The following is a 19,129-nucleotide window of genomic DNA, read 5'->3' on the forward strand; positions in this document are numbered from 1 at the left end:
ATTAAGAAAGAGTGTGGGATTTTATGTTAAAAAAAGTTCTTTCTATTTTTTTATATCTTTTAATCGGAATTTCTTTGACTGGCTGTCAGTCCGAAAAACAAGCTTCTGCAACGAATCAGGAACTAGAATTTCCAAAACTAAAATGGGGAACAACAGAAGCAGAAGCAAAAAAAATATACAAATGGGACACAAAAAATAGTCATGAAATCATCGGAAAAAATTCCAAAGTAATTAAACTGGAAACCAAACGAAAACTATTTGGAGAGCCAACTGGTCGCATTGAATTTGAATTTTACAATGATGGAAACGATGTATACCGACTATTAGATGTGACGGCATATTATACAAAAGAAGCAGACGTAAATAAAATTTTAAATAAAATGGAAAAATCATACGGGATATCAATAAAAAATGAAGAACAATATGGTTACCTTCCATTTGCTGATAAGCAGACCTTTGGAATATTGTCACTTCCCAATAATATTACTACTTATAATTGGAAAAGCAAGACAATTAGCCAGACCGTGTCAGATAAAAATCAATTACAAGATTTGCGAAAAAAGCTAAAAAAATATTATAAAGGCATCGATAACGAAGAAAATTGGGACACATTAATCAACAAAGTCCCGCTCGTAAAAGTATTTATAGCAACAGTAGAAGACGATGAACAGTCGCCGTTCCAAACAAAAGTTGTCTTTGACGGAAGTATGTTATTCATAACAGACCAAACAAGTGAAGAATAAAACTATAATTCAGAAAAAACAGACGGCAGTACCACATCATAGATGAACGGTATCTGCTGTCTTCTAATTTATAATCTATCTTTTCACGTTTATTACAACGCGAGAGCCTATATTAATATAAAGGAGAACTATTTATGAATATTGCTCAGACGTATGTTTCTATATTAACGTCAAAAGAATGTGTAACAAAACAGCGTTGTGCAAATTACTAGAAGCATAGCACCGTTTTAGTATTTAAATTCAATTGATATGGACTTAAGCTTTTGCAAGTAAAATGATAAAGGAAGTAAAATCAGATTTTTAATTGTAAGATTAGTTTGTATGAAAAACGTCTAAGTTAATATTTACCAAAGAAAAGCCGAAGTGACAGCATATTTTAAGTGCGTCACTTCAACTTTTCTCTTAAATAAGAATAGTATCAGAGTTATTATAACAGTCCATAGTGTGAGGAATTTCAATAATTTTAGTTGGAAGGCTCTATTATTATTCAAGCATAGAATGTGAAATGGTATAAATTTCTTCAATATAATCATTAGCTATAATAATAATGTCTATATCTTCCTTGCTATTGGTCTGAAAGGTAAGAAAACCAATACGCTGAGCAGAAAAATCACGAAGCTGATCTAACACATATTCGCTGACAGAGCCCACATAGGTTAAATCCGGTTTCCAAAAACGTGTAAAATTCCAACTTTCTTTATAAAAAGAGATTGTATAACTGCCAGCTTTTAAATTCGTATCTACTTCTTTTAAGCTTTCAATCTCTTTTTTGTGTTTTTTATAATAATTAACCAAGAGATTTTTTACATCCTTTGGTTTAGATGGCGCGTTTACAACAATATAATTTCTAGTAATATATGCAAGATTAGTATCAGGGTCATTATAACATTCCAAAGTGTCAGGAATTTCAATAACTTTGGTTGGCTCATGTTTATGTATATTAAATATGAGGAGGAAAACTAAAAGTGAAACAAAAAGTAAAACGGCAATTATTTTATATAATATTTTTTTATTCATGAATATTACCTTCAAATGTTACATCAAATTTACAAACCGTTACAAAAGGTTTCATCAAACAGAAGGATTCTAAATATTGTTTGTAATATTTTTACATTTGATAAAAACAATCTTTTTAGGATAGAAATGGAAAGAGGAATTATTCCAGTGTAGAATGTGGAATGGTGTAGTGCCCTGTTGATTCATCATTGGATATTGTAACGATTGATATATCCTCATTAATATCAGTTCGAAAGATAAGGAAACCAATACGTTGCGCGGAAAAGTCTCGAAGCTGATCTAACACATATTTACTGACAGAATCCACATAGGTTAAATCCGGTTTCCAAAAACGTGTAAAATTCCAACCTTCTTTATAAAAAGAGATTGTATAACTGGCAATTTTTGAATTGGTATCTACTTCTTTTAAGCTTTCAATTTCTTTTTTATGTTTTTTATAATAATTAATCAAGAGATTTTTTACATCCTTTGGTTTAGATGGCGCGTTTACTACAATATAATATCTATCAATATATGCAAGATTAGTATCAGGGTCATTATAACACAACAAAGTGTCAGGAATTTCAATAACTTTGGTTGACTCATGTTTATGTATATTAAATATGAGGAGGAAAACTAAAAGTGAAACAAAAAGTAAAACACCAATTATTTTATATAATATTTTTTTATTCATGAATATTACCTCCAAACGTTACATCAAATTTACAAACTGTTACAAATGGTTTATAGTTTTTGTTATATTTTTTATAGTGCTGTAATGTAAACCAAGATTGAAATCCAGCTAACATAACAAAGTTTTTATTCATATCATTTTCATCTAATCCAAAGTGATCATAAAAGGTATATTGTATAGTTCCACTATATTTTTTCTTTGTAACTTTATAATTCTTCACTAAAATATTACAAGACCAAATATCATGTATCAAGATACCCATGCCATTAAAATTATCATCAAATTTAGTGAATTTTGGATAGACCCTGTCTTGAATAAACTTGTCATAATAATTATTTTTCTTGTAAGATAAAGTTGACAATTCATAATGATTATTTTTTAGTTCATTTTTTAATTCTTTTATACTTTCATTAATAAACTTCTTAGTATTATCATGGTCTTTAAATGATTTTGTTAAAGTTTTATTTTCAAAATCGTTACCTGTTCCATTCATAAAATGCTCAATTACTTTTTGAGCAACAGAGTGTAATTTTCCGATTGCAAGTGTATTTAATAAAAGTGAAAAATTTGTTTTATTTTCATTTGCAGAACTTTTAATCTGAAACTTAAATAATGAGTCCAATTTAAGTAATTCTTTTTTAGAAAAATCACCACATGTCATGTCCAAAGGAATTTTCCCATTTTCATCTTTAATTTTCTTTTTCATAGAATTAAACAAATTGATAGAACTTACATCATATTTATGTGGTCGTGGGTCATCTTTATCTGGAATACCATCTCCATCTGTATCATATGAGCCATCTTTTATTAATTTTTTCTTAAGAGAAATTGGTTCTAAAGTCAATCCAGAGACAGCAAAAAAGCCATCTTCATTGTTTAACTTATTTAATATTAATTCTTCTATGCCAGTAACAAAATTAGTATTAATATCAAAGTATTTGCCTCCTGTTTTATCTGACAGCATAGAATAAGTTTTTTCCAATTTTTCCTTTGTCACAACACAAGTTGTAATATCCTTTTCCTTTAGAAGGTTTGCAGCTTCATTCAAATCCTTGATTCTATAACGATTTACAGGATTACAACCTTCATCAGTTAATAATACCATATATTTTTCTGCACCTTTTCGATAGTCCAATTCCATTCCCATACCAATACCATCAATTGGAGTTTCTTCTTTACCAGATGCAATTTCCAGTTTGCTTAATAATTCAATCGCCTGCTTTGAGTTTTTTGCCCAGACACCTCCATCTTTTAGTGTTAAAACCTTGGTATTGTTTTCTTCTCCTTTTTTATACTCTGTAAATTTAACTAAAGAAGTGTGCAGTGTAACATTATGTTTATAGAGACGTTTAACTAATGTACCAATATATGTTTTAATCTGATTGATTGCTTTGTCCATAGAATGAGAAACATCAATTACAATAGTTAAATCAACTTGTTGGTTTATTTTTTTCTTTACTTTTTCTGGTTTCTGACTATAATTTGATAGGTCTTCTATCGATTGGGTTAATTCTTCTACCGTAATTGGTTTATAGTCTGGGGAAGGAATATCATCTGTATTTGTTTTAGTGTTTTCATCTAAATCAAATGTTTGTTTTTCATTCCCATTATCGCAACGAATTCCTAAATCGTATAGCCACATATTCATATCTACAATACAGTATGTGCCTAATTCATCTACTTTTGCAGAAATTGTATTGGTAGAAGAATCAAAATTTGTTTTAACTGGTAAAAGAAGATTAGCATTTTTCTTATCATCTTCTTGATTCAGGCGGAAAATATTAAAACGTTTTAATCCTTTTAATTCGTTCTCTATATTTGCTTCATCAGTATTAGAGAAATTTAAATATTTTTCATTAATTCTAAATTTCAAGGTGGCACTAGACATAGTACCATTCATATAATTGAAATCAATGGCATTACCTAATATGGCTCTATTAGATAAAAGGTATTTTGAAGATGAATCTGCTACTCCCATTCTTGCCTCAACACATCCAGAAGCAGTAATATCCATAGAAATTTGGAATTCTTTTTTATCTTGGTTTACAAAAAATTTATCTTCAGTAATTTTTTGCTCTACCTGATATTCTTTATCTGGTATTCCTTCGTGCGTCATTTTTTTAAGTGGATCAAGGCCAATTTTAATTTCATCCCCATCTGATAAACCATCTTTGTCAGTATCTTCTACCAACGGATTTGTTTTAAACTTTTTAACTTCTTCTCCATCTGTTAAACCATCATCATCCGTATCTGTTTTAGTAAAATTAGTTTCTGATGTTTCTAGTTCGTACATATCATCAAGCCCATCACCATCAGTATCTTTATCCCAGTTAACTTTTTCAATATCAAATTTTTGGGTGTCTTCAGGCTTTTCTGTTTCTACATTTTCGTCATCTTGCATTTTAGTTAACTTGTAATTTTGGGGCTCTTCACTTACATTTCCAGGTTTTCCTTCAAAGCCTAAACGTATAACTGCATTAGGCTTAATGACTGAGTTCCATTCATCATTACGAATTATATAATGATTCCCCTCATGAAAAAGTATTTTAGCGGTCCAAAAATTTGAAATTTCTTTACTAAAATCGAATTCTAATTGCCAACCTTCGATACTTTGACTTGTATTATTCTTAATTGAAATTTCTCCATTAAATGCATCTTTCCAGTCACTTGTAGTTCTATAAGTAATTTCAAAATCTTCTTCATCAGCCTGATACCGATTCATCAATAGTTTACAGTTAGTTGGAGTAGTAATGGTAGCTCCTTTTTTTTGCGTTAAAGCCAATAACAACTTGACCTTTTGCAGGAATCTTCAAGTTCCAGTCTGGACATTGTATTACATAGACATCTCCTTTGTTCTTTTCATAATGTTAACTGTTTTTGTTTTTTGGTTTAACCATGTTTCCTTGCTTTTAGATATATTTATTTTTCCATCTATATTCTATTTTAAGTATAATGAATAAATATACATTAAAAATAGTTGCTAATTTTTGTTTTTTATTGTTATATTTATGGGCTTTTGTAGAATTTTTACAGAAATAAAAGAATAAATTTTAATTGCTCCCTTTAACAAAATGGCGTTGTGCAAATTACTAGAAGTATAGCACCGTTTTTTGTTAGTAGTTCGTTTTTATTTTTAAAAGTTTTTGTCTGATTGGGGCATTCTAAATAAAACATTGATTTTTCCCATAAATATAATTATAATAAATAGTATTTAAAGTAAGGTGGTGTATGTATGGAATCGAACGGAAACGTAATTCAGTCTGCAGATGAGGAAGTTGTAAAGAATGGTTATGAACTGGAAAAATCACCAGCTTCTTTTACAGACCCTGAAATTTTATATAAAGAATTAATTACCAAAATTAAAAGCTATCACCCTTCTGCGGATTTATCTATGGTTGATAAAGCATATCATCTGGCTTACAATGCGCATAAAGATCAGAAAAGAAAATCAGGTGAGCCTTATATTATCCATCCAATCTGTGTATGCATTATATTAGCGGAACTAGAACTTGATAAAGAAACAATTGTTGCAGGACTTCTGCATGATGTTGTTGAGGACACCGTATATACGACTGAAGAAATTACAGAGATGTTTGGAGAAGAAGTAGCACTGTTGGTAGATGGTGTTACAAAATTAACACAGATTAACTATTCTGCGGACAAGCTGGAAGTTCAGGCAGAAAATTTAAGAAAAATGTTTCTTGCAATGGCAAAAGATATCCGTGTTATTTTAATCAAACTTGCTGACCGTCTTCATAATATGAGAACGCTTCAGTATATGAGACCGGAAAAGCAAAAGGAAAAAGCAAGAGAAACAATGGATATCTATGCTCCGATTGCTCAAAGACTTGGTATATCTAAAATAAAGATTGAATTGGATGATTTATCACTAAAATATTTAGAACCAGAAGTATACAAGGACCTTACTGAGAAGATTGCGGCTAAAAAAAGTGATAGAGAGAAGTTTATTAAACAGATAGTAGAAGAGGTAACAACTCATATAAATAATGCAGGTATTAAGGCAAAAATAGATGGGCGTGTAAAACATTTCTTCAGCATTTATAAGAAAATGGTGAATCAGGGAAAAACGCTTGACCAGATATATGACTTATTTGCTGTGCGTATTATTGTTGATACAGTAAAAGACTGCTATGCGGCACTTGGTGTAATTCATGAAATGTACAAGCCTATTCCGGGACGTTTTAAGGACTATATTGCGATGCCAAAGGCTAATATGTATCAATCGCTTCACACAACATTAATAGGACCAACCGGGCAGCCATTTGAGATTCAGATTCGTACATTTGAGATGCACCGTACTGCGGAATATGGTATTGCGGCACACTGGAAATATAAAGAAGGCATAGACGGAACGAAGACAACAAACAGTGAGGAAGAAAAACTTACATGGCTCCGCCAAATTCTTGAATGGCAGAGAGATATGTCCGACAACAAGGAGTTTTTAAGCCTTTTAAAAAGTGATTTAGATTTATTTTCTGAAAGCGTATACTGCTTCACGCCATCCGGTGATGTGAAAAATCTTCCAAATGGTTCCACTCCGATTGATTTTGCATATAGTATTCATAGTGCGGTAGGCAATAAAATGGTTGGTGCCAGAGTAAATGGAAAACTTGTTACGATAGATTACGTCATTAAGAATGGTGACCGGATTGAAATTATCACATCGCAGAATTCCAGAGGTCCAAGCAGGGACTGGTTGAACCTTGTAAAAAGTACACAGGCAAAAAACAAAATAAATCAATGGTTTAAAGCAGAATTAAAAGAAGAAAACATTATTCGTGGAAAAGAAATGATGGTAAATTACTGTAAAACAAAAAACATAGTTCTAAGTGATTTACTAAAAGCAGATTATATGGATGTCTGTATGAGAAAATATGGTTTTCGTGATTGGGATTCTGTATACGCTGCAGTTGGACATGGCGGTTTAAAAGAAAGCCAGATTGTCAATCGGCTACAAGAAGAACAAAGAAAAACACAGAGAAAACAGATTACAGAAGCAAAAGTATTAGAAACGATAACTGAGGCGAAAGAAAACAGACCACCTTCTGTTGCAAAGTCAAAGAGCGGAATTATTGTAGAGGGAATTAATGATGTTGCCGTTCGTTTTTCAAAATGTTGTAGTCCGGTTCCGGGAGATGAGATTGTAGGATTTGTCACAAGAGGAAGAGGTGTGTCAATTCATCGTACCGATTGTGTCAATATTATTCATCTGCCGGAAGAAGATAGAAAACGTCTGATTGAGGCAGAGTGGAGTGCAGCAGAAGCTGATTCAAAAAATGAATTGTATGAGGCAGAGATACGAATTTATACAACAAATCGCCTTGGTATGATTACCGATATATCAAAAACATTGTCCGAAAATAAAATAGATGTTACCTCAATGAATGTTCGTACTTCAAAACAGCAGAAAGCAACGATTACAGTTGGATTTGAAATAAATGGTGTGGAACATCTGAAAATGGTAATTAAAAAGTTAAGAAAAATAGAAGGCGTTATTGATATCGAGCGAGCTTCAGGCTGACAGAACGAAACATGCAAGAGAGGAGGAACTTTGCTTGTCCACTTTTTTATGGCAGGCATGAGTTATAATAGCTATGAAAGCAATACAGGCAGGAATCTTAAATATCTATCAATTAGAATTGGGAGTGATTCGTACAAACTGTTATGTAGTGATGAATCGGGAAACAAAGGATACAATCATTATTGACCCGGCTGATTCGGAAGAGGTGATTGCTGATGAGATTGAAAAACATGATTGTAAAGTGAAAGGAATTTTTCTGACACATGGACATTTTGATCATATTTATGCAGCAGTGCCACTAGCTCGTCGTTACCGGGTTTCTTTGTATGCCGGACAGAAAGAACGGGAATTGTTGACTGATTTTAAAGTTAACTGTTCTACGATGATAGAACGTCCAATTGAGATAGAAGCAGATGAATGGCTTACAGATCATCAAAAGATAACACTTGGTTCTCTTTCTTTTGAAGTAATTGAAACGCCGGGACATACAAAAGGATCGGTATGCTATTATTGGAAAGAAGATAAGGTGTTATTCAGTGGTGATACTTTATTTTTAGAATCTCTTGGAAGAACCGATTTACCAACCGGCAACAGTGCACAAATACTCACCTCATTAAGAGATAAGATTATTGTACTTCCAGAAGAGACATTAGTGTTAACCGGACATGGGAGTAGTACAACAATTGGATATGAAAGAAAAAATAACCCATATGTGGAAGATAATTTTTGGGAGTAAATATGATAACAATAGAGATTAATTCAAATGCACTGGCATATGATGCCCAGTCACTTACAAAAAGTTTTTTTCCGGAAGAAGATATTATTGTTCTGGAAACGATGGAAGATAAAACAAAAGGGCGTATTTTGGAAGTAGAGTTGGAAGAGGATAAGGTAGTTATTTCCTTGATTCAAGATGGCAAAGTTGCAATGAAAAAAGAAAAAGCGAACATTTTTGATGAGGAGAAAGAGTGGATTCGTTCAGAAGATTCTATCAAAGAGGCAAAAAGAAAACACTATAAGAATCAATTTAAAATACTTCTTTATCAGATGTTGGAACAGGTAAGCGGACGTACACTTCCATGGGGAACACTTACCGGTGTCAGACCGACAAAAATCCCAATGGGATATTATCTCTCTGGAGATACGAGAGATTGTATAAAAAATTATATGCAAAAGCATTATTTGTGTCAGGACAATAAAATTGATATAAGTCTTGATATTGTTGAAAAAGAGGCTTCTATTTTAGAAGAAATTGATTATAAGAATGGATATAGTATTTATATTGGAATCCCATTCTGTCCAACAACTTGTTTATATTGTTCTTTTACTTCTTTTTCCTATACAAAATATGAAAGTTATGCAGAACCATACCTGAATGCGCTATTTAAGGAAATAGACTATGCTGCTCATTGTATTCCAAATAAGAAATTAAATACAATTTATGTTGGCGGAGGGACACCAACTACATTAAGCGAGCCATTATTAGAGCGTCTGTTAATTAAAATCCGCAAAACTCTTCCGATGGAACATGTAAAGGAATTTACGGTAGAAGCAGGAAGACCAGACAGCATTACAAAGCGAAAGCTTGAGATTATGAAAGAGCAGGGAGTGACAAGAATTTCAATTAACCCACAGACAATGAAAGACGAAACATTGCGGTTGATTGGAAGAAGTCATACGGTTGCCCAGATAAAAGAAGCTTTTGAATTGGCAAGGGAAGCAGGGCATGATAATATAAATATGGATTTAATTGTCGGATTGCAGGGAGAAACGTTAGAAGATGTAGACAAAACTTTGGAAGAAGTTGGAAAGTTAAATCCGGATAGTATAACAATTCATTCTTTGGTTACAAAACGGGCGGCAAGACTGAATCTTCAAAAAGAAAAAAAACAGGCAGATAATATTGACGAAATGGTAGAACATGGGCTGCGGTTTTGCAAAGCAAAAGGGTATGAGCCATATTATATGTATCGACAGAAGAATACAACAGGAAGCAGTAAAAGTGCAAATCAAGAAAATGTAGGATATGCGAAGCCGGGAAAAGAAGGCATTTATAATATACTGATTATGGAAGAGATGGAAACGATTCTGGCATTGGGTGCTGGTGCCTCTTCTAAGTTTGTATTTGCAGATGAGGATCGAGTTGAGCGAGTCGAAAATGTAAAAAGTCTGACGGATTATATTTCACGGATTGATGAAATGATAGAAAGAAAAGAAAAATTTTTAAAGGAAAATCCATTGTAATATAATTGCTTGAAATAGGAAAAGAAGGTTTGCCATGGGTGAAGAATATAAAAATTCGTTATTGTTAGATGAAGAAGATATGCAGGATGTTATGAAGGAAGATTTAAGCGATGCAATTAAGCATGGTCTTTTAGTAAGCAAATTGGCTTCTTCCATTGCTTGTGTATTGGGAGAATCAGAAGAGTTTATTGAAAGTGTTGCCTTGGCAGGAATGGTTCATGACATTGGAAAATTAAAATTAAGTAAATATTTATATGGAAGAAAAAAGGATGTATTAGTTGTGGAAGAAATGAAATATGTCCGGTTACATTCTACCTATAGCTATGAAATTGTAAAACGAGAAGGCTTCAGTGAAGAAATTCAGCAAATGGTATATCATCATCATGAAAATTATGATGGATCCGGCTATCCGGATAATTTAAAAGGAACAGCAATTCCGTGGGGTGCCAGAATACTCAGAACTTGTGACGTATTTGCCGCATTAGTTTCAAAACGCCCATATCGGGATGCTTTTGATGTTGATACAGCGTTGGAACTGATGATTGATGAAGTGAAAAATTTTGATATGAGAGTATTTCTTGCATTTCAGAGAGTCGTTAATGATTGTAACGCCGAAGAATTGAGAACTTTAATTGAACGTGTAAATAATAAAGATGCAGATGAACGATGGATTCAGTTATATGAAGAGGAATTCAAGGAGGAAAGAAAATGATAACCCAAAGACCAAAAGGTACACAAGACTGGTACGGAGAAGCAATGCACAAGCGTACTATGATTGAAAAAAAGGCGAGAGAGCTTTGTAAAGTATATAATATAAAAGAAATTATTACCCCTATATTTGAGCATACCGTATTGTTCCAAAGAGGTGTTGGTGAAACGACGGATGTTGTGCAAAAAGAAATGTATACATTCGAAGATAAAGGAAAAAGAAGTATTACATTAAAGCCAGAGGGAACAGCAGGAGCAATCCGTGCTTACCTGGAAAATAATTTATATGCTGCAAGTCAGCCAACAAAGTTATTTTATGTAACTCCGGCATTTCGTTATGAGCAGCCTCAAAGCGGGCGCTTAAGACAGCATCACCAGTTTGGTGTAGAATTTGTTGGTTCTAAAAGTCCTTTGGCAGAGGTTGAATTGATAACATTAATTACAACATTTATAAAAGAGATTGGTTTAAAAGACGCAAAACTGCATATTAACAGTATTGGATGTTCCAATTGCCGGAAGACATATAATGATGCATTGTTAGAATACTTAAGAGAGCATGAAGACCAGCTTTGTCCGACTTGTAAAGAACGAATGAAGAAAAATCCTCTTCGGGTAATTGATTGTAAAGTGCCTTCCTGCAAAGAAATTGTAAAAGATGCGCCAAGAACAATTGAATATTTAGATGAGGAGTGTAAGGAACACTTTGAGGAACTAAAGCATCTGTTAGACGAATTAGAGATTCCATACGAAGTTGATACAGGCATCGTTCGTGGTTTAGATTACTATACGAAGACGGTGTTTGAATTTGTAAATGAAGATGGATTTACGTTATGCGGTGGTGGACGTTATGATAATTTAGTTCGTGAAATTGACGGAAAGCAAGATATTCCTTCTGTTGGGTTTGGAATGGGAATTGAAAGAATTCTGTATTTCTTAGAAAAAGAAAATGTAGAATTAGAACCTGAGCCAAGCGTAGAATTATATGTGGGAATTCTTGGAGAAGAGGCAAAGTCAGAAGCTTATAAGCTAGTTTATAAACTTCGTATGGCAGGTGTCGTTGCAGAAACAGACTACATGGATCGAAGTGTAAAAGCACAGATGAAATATGCGAACAAGATTGGTGCAAAGAATACCGTTATTTTAGGAGCAGATGAGCTTTCAAAGGGGAAAGCAGTAATTAAAAATATGGATACTCATGAAGAAATAGAGGTTGACTTAGAGAAAATTGCGGAGTATTTTATAGAAGATAAATAAGATAAAAGGAGATATAGTAGTATCATGGCAGAATCAATGACAGGCTTAAAAAGAAGCCACCGATGTACCGAAGTATCCAAAACCAATATCGGTGAAACTGTAACCGTAATGGGCTGGGTACAAAAAAGCAGAAATAAAGGCGGAATTATATTTGTAGATTTAAGAGACCGTTCCGGTTTATTGCAAATTATTTTTGAAGAAAGTGATTGCGGTGCGGAATATTTTAAAAAAGCGGAAAAACTAAGAAGTGAATTTGTAATTGCCGTTGTTGGAAAGGTAACAGAGCGTGCGGGAAGCGTGAATGAAAACCTTGCAACCGGTGATATTGAAGTGCGTGCAACAGAACTAAGAATTCTTTCAGAAGCAGAAACACCACCATTTCCTATCGAGGAAGACAGTAAGACAAAGGAAGATCTTCGTTTAAAATATAGATATTTAGACCTTAGAAGACCAGATATCCAGAAAAATTTGATGCTTAGAAGTAAGGTTGCCAATATTACAAGACAGTTTTTAATTGAAGAAGGATTTTTAGAAATAGAAACACCAATGCTTACAAAAAGTACACCTGAGGGTGCGAGAGACTACCTTGTGCCAAGCCGTGTACACCCGGGTAATTTCTATGCATTGCCTCAATCACCACAGTTATTCAAGCAATTGTTAATGTGTTCCGGATATGACCGTTACTTCCAGATTGCAAGATGCTTCCGTGATGAGGATCTTCGTGCAGACAGACAGCCTGAATTCACTCAGATTGATATGGAGCTTTCCTTTGTTGATGTAGATGATGTAATTGACGTGAATGAACGTCTTTTGAAAAAATTATTTAAGGAAGTATTAGATATTGATGTAGCATTGCCAATTCAGAGAATGACATGGCAGGAAGCAATGGATCGTTTTGGTTCTGATAAGCCGGATCTCCGTTTCGGAATGGAGCTTGTTGATGTAACAGAAACAGTGAAAGACTGTGAATTTGTTGTATTTAAAGGCGCAATTGAAAATGGAGGAAGCGTTCGTGGTATCAATGCAAAAGGACAGGGTGCAATGCCACGTAAGAAAATTGATGCGTTAGTAAGCTTTGCAAAAGACTATGGTGCAAAAGGGCTTGCTTATCTGGCAGTAAATGAAGATGGAACTTACAAGTCTTCCTTTGCGAAATTTATGAAAGAAGAAGAATTAAAAGCTTTAGTGGAAAAGATGGACGGAGAATCAGGCGATTTATTGTTATTTGCAGCAGATAAAAATAAAGTAGTATATGATGTGCTGGGAGCATTACGTGTTCATTTAGCAGAACAGTTAGAGCTTCTTGATAAAAATGAGTACAAGTTCTTATGGGTGACAGAATTCCCATTATTAGAGTATTCAGAAGAACAGGGAAGATATATGGCAATGCATCATCCATTTACAATGCCAATGGAAGAAGATATTCCACTCATTGATACAGAACCTGGAAAAGTTCGTGCAAAAGCATATGATATTGTATTAAATGGTACAGAGCTTGGTGGCGGTTCTGTTCGTATCTTCCAGAATCATGTACAGGAAAAAATGTTTGAAGCACTTGGATTTACAAAAGAACAGGCATATGATCGCTTTGGGTTCTTATTGAATGCTTTTAAATATGGTGTTCCACCTCATGCAGGTCTTGCTTATGGATTAGATCGTCTTGTTATGTTAATGGCAAAAGAGGATAGTATTCGTGATGTTATTGCATTTCCTAAGGTAAAAGATGCTTCTTGTTTAATGACAGACGCGCCAAATATTGTAGACGACATTCAGTTAGATGAACTTATGATAGAAATTAAAAAGAAAAGTGAAGAATAGTTTGACAATGAGCACGATAAGTGTTATTATATCTATATTGTGAATAACACAATGCAATATTTTATATCGTGGAGGAAAAACACATGAGCAAAGGTACAGTAAAATGGTTTAACAACCAAAAAGGTTACGGATTCATTTCTGATTCCGAAGGAAATGATGTTTTTGTTCACTTCTCAGGACTTAACATGGAAGGATACAAAACACTTAACGAAGGTGAAGAAGTAGAATTTGAAGTTGTTGAAGGTGCAAAAGGACCTCAGGCAGCTAACGTAACAAGAGCATAATTAATAAATCAAGAAGAGTTTAACAGTGTACCTTTTTCTAATATAGATTTTTGAATTAAGTAAAGAATTTTTTTAAGAAATAGTTATATTGTAATACCGAAATTGATTGAGAGGATGACTCAGAGCAGACCGCTTTGGGTCGTCCTTTTTTCACTTTATAGGAAACTTCGTCTCCTATAAAGCAAAAACGCTCCGCGAGGATGTGCACAGATGCGAAAGGAGTATTGTTGCAAAAAGCATGCAACACGCATCTGACACGCAAAGTGGAGCAAGTCCCTCATGAGTGAGGGATACAGGGAGTTGAGGTGGACTTGTCCACTTTGGTCTAGGTTTCATAGGGAAAAGAGGTGTCTATGAGAGAAGAGGAAGTTCGTTTTCCATTTTTAGCATATTCCCATTTAGCAGAATCCTTTTATTTAAAAAATCATGGAACAGAAAAAGAGGATTTTGGGTGGCTAAAACAAATTACGGCGGAGAGCCGGGTGGCAGGAAAGGTTTGTTATTATGAAAGTGAAGAATTAAAAAAAGAAGTCCGATTATATAATGAGTTAGAAAAATGGAAAGAACAACATCCGTTTCCAAGTGAATTTTTAGGGGGCTTAGTTTATATACTTACGATTCAGGAACGATATAAACAGGATCAATTAAGTCAACAGGAAAGGTTGTTGATACAATTGTGGAATTGTGCGTATCTGGACGGGATAAGAAGTGTATTCCGGTCAGAAATGTCACAAGATAAGGAATCATTTTCAATGTCTTTAGGTGCTGGATTTTATGGAATGTCAATGAACGTAAATAAGATTATATATGTTATGTTAAAAGGGAAAGACTATGGAATTCAGATAAAAAATAGCAGCTTTTTGCCTTCATATAGTTGTTGTGGCATAGTTATAAACATAAAAAATTTTAGAAAGAAAATGGATTTTTTAAATAACCTGTCCCCTTGTATTGATTGTAAAGGAACTGACAATTGTGATTTTTGTGTTTTCAGGAAAGGATAGTTCTTGCCAATTATTAGCAATATGCTTATAATAGTTATAACGTGAATAATTACAAATGGGAGAGGAATTTATAGTGAAACTGTTAGTAAAAAAGCAGTTGAGAGAATTTGTTGAGTTTATTAAATTTCCTATGATTATATACAGCTATGAAACAGGAAAGTTAATTGCCTCAAATCAACTTGCAAAGGAACTTATCGGAGAAAATGTAACAAATGTAAATAAAATCTGGGAAGGTGGAGTAAAACAGCGTTTTTCTGCTGAGCTGTTGGAAAACGGTAGCGGCATTTATTTTAGAAAATATGTATATCGAAAGGAGGGAAAAATAGAAATTGATATTGAATTTAGTTCCATTCCAATCGGGGAACGGCATATGATTATAGGGATTTTTGAACAATCATATAAACAGCCGTTTTTTAAAGATTTAACAATCCAACTTCCGCGAATTAAATGGAAAAATAAAAAGCTTGATGTGCTTGGTGTCAATACGGTTTTAACGCAAGACATGGAGATAGCAAAAGAAGATTTTTACGTTTGGAACAAAAGCGAAATGAGCAGTGAGATTAAATTGTTAAAAGAGAAAAAAGTGCAAACAGACGTAATACAACCAGTTGTATGGAAAAAAAATCAAAGGCGTTTTGCTAAGGTTAACCGGTTTCCACTTACGAATAAAAATGGAACAGCAGTTGGGATGTTGATAATTTACCAGATAATCTTAGAAAAGGAAGAATATCATCAGTTATTTAATTCAACTCTTCGTGTTAATAATATATTGAGCGAAGCAATTGGACAAAGTAATATGATTGTTGTCAGCAGACAGGAAAATGATACAATGCCTGTAGAGTATATATCTTCTAATATTAGCCGTTTGGGATATCATGTTCATGAGTTTTATTCCGGTGAAGTGACTTGGATTGATATAATTTATAAAGAAGACAGGGAAGCATTTTTTAAATGGATAAAACAAGGCAGTTATGGAAATAAATTTTTGCATCAGGAATATCGAATTCTTAAGAAAAATGGAGAGATTGCATGGATTCGGGATGAGATGCTGGGAATTACAATTTGTGGTGATATTTCGTATCGTCAAAGCATTATAAAAGATATAACAGAGGAAAAACTTTCCCGGTTTGAGGGTGTGACAATTGATGATAGTAAAAAGGAGATTGAAGAGTTACTTCGGAAAGCGGAAGCAAAAGAGTATATTGAATTTGATGTTTACTACCAGCCGATTGTAGAAAGTGGAACAAAAAAGGTTATTGCAGCGGAAAGTTTACTGCGTTGGAAAAATCCAGAAAAGGGATTTATTAACCCGGTTGAATTTATTTCAGTGTCAGAATATTTGGGAATGATAGGGGCACTTGGTGATGTTGTGTTCCGAGAGGCATTTACAATGTGCAGAACGATTAATAAGCATATAGATTCGGAATTTAAAATGCACATTAATCTTTCTACGATTCAGCTGACTCAACCTGATATTGTAGAACATATTTGTAAATTTGCAAGAGAAACAAGAGTTAAGAAGTCCAATATTGTATTTGAAGTAAAAGAAAGTTTAGCAATTGAAGATATGAGAGTAATGCAAAAAGTACTGATAAAATTAAAACAACAGGGATTTTTTTTATTACTTGATGATTTTGGAATTGGAAAATCATCGCTCGGTACTTTGACGGAACTGCCGTTTGATTACATTAAGATAGATAAGAGTTTTATGAAAGCTTATGAAACAGAGCAATTTAATCCAAATCTTTTAACTGCGATTGTGGATTTAGCACATAGTTTAAAAATAAAAGTAATAATATCCGGTATTGAAACGAAACAACAAAAAGAATTTTTGCTTATGTCCGATATTGATGAATATCAGGGATATTATTTTGGATATCCTGTAGAAAAAGATAAATTTACTTTTGGAGAATGTTAAATGTAAAATGGAGGAATTCTATGAAAGTAGAAACACGTGTATTTGGCAAAACAAATGATGGTAGAGAGGTACATAGCTTTATTTTGCGGAATAAAAATGGGATGGAGGCAGAGTTTATTGATTATGGTGCGACTCTTGTTAAATTAATTGTTCCGGAAAGAAATGGAAAAAGAAAAGATATCGTTTTGGGGTATGATGATGTCGCCGGCTATGAAAATAATTCTGCTTACTTTGGAGGCTTTATTGGAAGGTGCTGTAATCGAATTGAAGATGGAAAATTTTCAATAAATGGAATTGATTATCAGTTAGAACGAAATGATAATGGAGTGAATTGTCTTCACGGGGGAGAAATTGGATATAATAATAAGATGTATGAGGCAGAAACATTTGAAGAAGAGAATGGCTGTTCCGTAGAATTTTTTAGAATGAGTCATGATTTAGAACAGGGGTTTCCGGGAAATTTAGATATTACAGTGACTTATACCATGACGGAAGAAAATGAATTGGTAATAGAGTATTCCGCAACTCCGGATAGGGATACGATTGTAAATTTTACAAATCACAGTTATTTTAATTTACAGGGGCATGATACAGGTGACATATTAAATCAAAAGATAAAAATCAATGCAGATTACTTTACTGAGATTAATGATAAGTTGGTTCCAACAGGAAGGCTAATTCCGGTTAAAGATACACCAATGGATTTTAGAGACTGGAAGAAAATAGGAAAAGATATCAACTCAGTGTACGATGCAATTGTCAAAGCAGGAGGGTACGATCATAATTATGCAGTTGGACAAAGAGATGGTGTCACCTTGATTGCGGAGGCGAAGGATGAAATGTCAAATCGTAGAATGGAAGTTTATAGTGATATGCCCGGTGTTCAGTTTTATACCGGTAATTTTATTCATGAAACAAGAAAAGGAAAAGATGGATGTATATATAAAGAACATTCCGGTTTTTGTCTGGAAACACAGAAATTTCCTAATGCAATAAATATTAGCGAATTTGATACACCAATTGTAAAGAAGGGGCATGTATTTGATTCTATTACAATCTATAAATTTTACTGGTAAAATAAAAGGAACACCTTGAAACAGGAAAGGTTTCAAAGTGTTCTTGTTTTTGTCTATTTTGTTCCGTAAATTCTATCTCCGGCATCGCCAAGTCCGGGAAGAATGTATCCTTGCTCATTTAGACGTTCGTCTAATGCACCGATGTAAATATCAACATCAGGATGTTTTTCTTGTAAAAATTTAACCCCTTCAGGAGCAGCAATTAAACATAAGAAATGGATGCGCTGAATTCCTCTGGATTTTAATTGGGAAATGGCAGCGGCAGCGGAACCACCTGTTGCAAGCATAGGGTCTACAACAAAAATTTCGCGTTCAGCTGCATCACTAGGAAGCTTACAGAAATATTCAACAGGCTCTAATGTTTCCTCGTTTCGATACATTCCGATGTGACCAACTTTTGCATTTGGAATTAAATTAAGAATTCCATCTGCCATATGAAGTCCGGCACGAAGAATTGGTACAATACATAACTTCTTTCCGGCGATTTCTTTTACTGTTGCTTTTACTAGTGGTGTTTCAATTTCAATATCAGCAAGTGGTAAATCTCGTGTAGCTTCGTAGCAGATAAGCATAGCCACTTCAGAAACAAGATCTCGAAATTCCTTTGTTGATGTAGTTTTTACACGCATAATACCTATTTTATGCTGAATTAATGGGTGATCCATTACTATAACTTTAGACATGATTTTACCTCCGATCATTTTTCTTTGTACATTATAGCATTATTACCCAATGAAGAAAAGATAAAACAAATAAATTTTCTGTCGAAAACTCCCCTTTTTCATTGAAATATGATAAAATACTTCTAAACATGCGACTTTAAATGGAAAATAAAGCACCTTGGAGGTAGC

The 19,129-nt window shown here is 33.6% G+C and carries 15 protein-coding genes; 11 read left to right on the forward strand and 4 right to left on the reverse strand.

From position 1 onward, the window contains the following. Nucleotides 1-23 precede the first annotated feature (23 nt). Nucleotides 24-743, forward strand: coding sequence for a hypothetical protein (locus FYJ58_RS05975; protein ID WP_154518722.1), 720 nt, complete (start codon nt 24-26; stop codon nt 741-743). 483 nt (nt 744-1,226) lie between these two features. Here FYJ58_RS05975 and FYJ58_RS05980 read toward each other — a convergent pair whose 3' ends face one another. The 3 genes from FYJ58_RS05980 to FYJ58_RS05990 form a co-directional block, all read right to left on the reverse strand. Continuing rightward, nucleotides 1,227-1,760 (reverse strand): hypothetical protein, encoded by a 534-nt coding sequence (locus FYJ58_RS05980; RefSeq protein WP_154518725.1) that lies wholly within the window; start codon nt 1,758-1,760, stop codon nt 1,227-1,229. A 139-nt stretch (nt 1,761-1,899) separates the two neighbouring features. Beyond that, nucleotides 1,900-2,433 (reverse strand): hypothetical protein, encoded by a 534-nt coding sequence (locus FYJ58_RS05985; protein ID WP_154518728.1) that lies wholly within the window; start codon nt 2,431-2,433, stop codon nt 1,900-1,902. Next, nucleotides 2,426-5,215 carry a DUF3289 family protein gene (locus tag FYJ58_RS05990; protein WP_154518731.1) on the reverse strand — a complete coding sequence of 930 codons (2,790 nt, stop codon included), beginning with the start codon at nt 5,213-5,215 and terminating at the stop codon, nt 2,426-2,428. Before FYJ58_RS05990 ends, FYJ58_RS05985 begins: the two co-directional genes overlap by 8 nt. A 450-nt stretch (nt 5,216-5,665) precedes the next feature. On the opposite strand from FYJ58_RS05990, the gene FYJ58_RS05995 reads away from it, so the two are divergent. From FYJ58_RS05995 to FYJ58_RS06040, 10 genes are all read left to right on the forward strand, one after another. Then, on the forward strand, nt 5,666-7,975 hold the full coding sequence (locus tag FYJ58_RS05995; protein WP_154518734.1) for a RelA/SpoT family protein: 2,310 nt from the start codon (nt 5,666-5,668) through the stop codon (nt 7,973-7,975). A 73-nt stretch (nt 7,976-8,048) separates the two neighbouring features. Beyond that, on the forward strand, nt 8,049-8,711 hold the full coding sequence (locus FYJ58_RS06000) for an MBL fold metallo-hydrolase (protein ID WP_154518737.1): 663 nt from the start codon (nt 8,049-8,051) through the stop codon (nt 8,709-8,711). A 2-nt stretch (nt 8,712-8,713) separates the two neighbouring features. Then, a complete protein-coding gene (hemZ, locus tag FYJ58_RS06005) occupies nt 8,714-10,219 on the forward strand; it encodes a coproporphyrinogen dehydrogenase HemZ (RefSeq protein WP_154518739.1) in 1,506 nt (501 codons plus the stop codon). Between the two features lie 34 nt (nt 10,220-10,253). After that, nucleotides 10,254-10,931: an HD-GYP domain-containing protein gene (locus FYJ58_RS06010; RefSeq protein ID WP_154518741.1), complete on the forward strand. Its 678-nt coding sequence runs from the start codon at nt 10,254-10,256 to the stop codon at nt 10,929-10,931. Then, nucleotides 10,928-12,181: a histidine--tRNA ligase gene (gene hisS / locus FYJ58_RS06015; RefSeq protein WP_154518743.1), complete on the forward strand. Its 1,254-nt coding sequence runs from the start codon at nt 10,928-10,930 to the stop codon at nt 12,179-12,181. Before FYJ58_RS06010 ends, hisS begins: the two co-directional genes overlap by 4 nt. 24 nt (nt 12,182-12,205) lie before the next feature. Further along, on the forward strand, nt 12,206-13,999 hold the full coding sequence (aspS, locus tag FYJ58_RS06020) for an aspartate--tRNA ligase (RefSeq protein WP_154518745.1): 1,794 nt from the start codon (nt 12,206-12,208) through the stop codon (nt 13,997-13,999). 83 nt (nt 14,000-14,082) lie between these two features. Then, on the forward strand, nt 14,083-14,283 hold the full coding sequence (locus FYJ58_RS06025) for a cold-shock protein (protein WP_154518747.1): 201 nt from the start codon (nt 14,083-14,085) through the stop codon (nt 14,281-14,283). A 353-nt stretch (nt 14,284-14,636) separates the two neighbouring features. Beyond that, a complete protein-coding gene (locus FYJ58_RS06030; RefSeq protein ID WP_154518749.1) occupies nt 14,637-15,284 on the forward strand; it encodes a hypothetical protein in 648 nt (215 codons plus the stop codon). Between the two features lie 73 nt (nt 15,285-15,357). After that, nucleotides 15,358-17,202, forward strand: a complete 1,845-nt coding sequence (locus FYJ58_RS06035) for an EAL domain-containing protein (RefSeq protein ID WP_205839173.1) — start codon at nt 15,358-15,360, stop codon at nt 17,200-17,202. A gap of 20 nt (nt 17,203-17,222) precedes the next feature. Next, the gene (locus FYJ58_RS06040) at nt 17,223-18,278 is read left to right on the forward strand and encodes an aldose epimerase family protein (protein ID WP_154518753.1); all 1,056 of its coding nucleotides are present in this window, start codon (nt 17,223-17,225) and stop codon (nt 18,276-18,278) included. A gap of 53 nt (nt 18,279-18,331) precedes the next feature. Here the strand turns inward: FYJ58_RS06040 and upp are convergent, their stop codons facing one another. After that, complete coding sequence (gene upp, locus FYJ58_RS06045) at nt 18,332-18,961, reverse strand: uracil phosphoribosyltransferase (RefSeq protein ID WP_154518755.1); 630 nt, start codon at nt 18,959-18,961, stop codon at nt 18,332-18,334. Nucleotides 18,962-19,129: the final 168 nt, after the last annotated feature.

The organism is Velocimicrobium porci (assembly GCF_009696045.1).
GTDB classification, from domain to species: Bacteria; Bacillota; Clostridia; order Lachnospirales; family Lachnospiraceae; genus Velocimicrobium; species Velocimicrobium porci.

Bases quoted from the DNA above. Each gene is read 5' to 3' on its own strand.
- FYJ58_RS05980 (WP_154518725.1), bottom strand. From the start codon at position 1,760: ATGAATAAAAAAATATTATATAAAATAATTGCCGTTTTACTTTTTGTT.
- aspS (WP_154518745.1), top strand. From the start codon at position 12,206: ATGGCAGAATCAATGACAGGCTTAAAAAGAAGCCACCGATGTACCGAA.
- hisS (WP_154518743.1), top strand. From the start codon at position 10,928: ATGATAACCCAAAGACCAAAAGGTACACAAGACTGGTACGGAGAAGCA.
- FYJ58_RS05975 (WP_154518722.1), top strand. From the start codon at position 24: ATGTTAAAAAAAGTTCTTTCTATTTTTTTATATCTTTTAATCGGAATT.
- FYJ58_RS06010 (WP_154518741.1), top strand. From the start codon at position 10,254: ATGGGTGAAGAATATAAAAATTCGTTATTGTTAGATGAAGAAGATATG.
- FYJ58_RS06040 (WP_154518753.1), top strand. From the start codon at position 17,223: ATGAAAGTAGAAACACGTGTATTTGGCAAAACAAATGATGGTAGAGAG.
- hemZ (WP_154518739.1), top strand. From the start codon at position 8,714: ATGATAACAATAGAGATTAATTCAAATGCACTGGCATATGATGCCCAG.
- FYJ58_RS06000 (WP_154518737.1), top strand. From the start codon at position 8,049: ATGAAAGCAATACAGGCAGGAATCTTAAATATCTATCAATTAGAATTG.
- FYJ58_RS05995 (WP_154518734.1), top strand. From the start codon at position 5,666: ATGGAATCGAACGGAAACGTAATTCAGTCTGCAGATGAGGAAGTTGTA.
- FYJ58_RS06025 (WP_154518747.1), top strand. From the start codon at position 14,083: ATGAGCAAAGGTACAGTAAAATGGTTTAACAACCAAAAAGGTTACGGA.
- FYJ58_RS05985 (WP_154518728.1), bottom strand. From the start codon at position 2,433: ATGAATAAAAAAATATTATATAAAATAATTGGTGTTTTACTTTTTGTT.
- upp (WP_154518755.1), bottom strand. From the start codon at position 18,961: ATGTCTAAAGTTATAGTAATGGATCACCCATTAATTCAGCATAAAATA.
- FYJ58_RS06030 (WP_154518749.1), top strand. From the start codon at position 14,637: ATGAGAGAAGAGGAAGTTCGTTTTCCATTTTTAGCATATTCCCATTTA.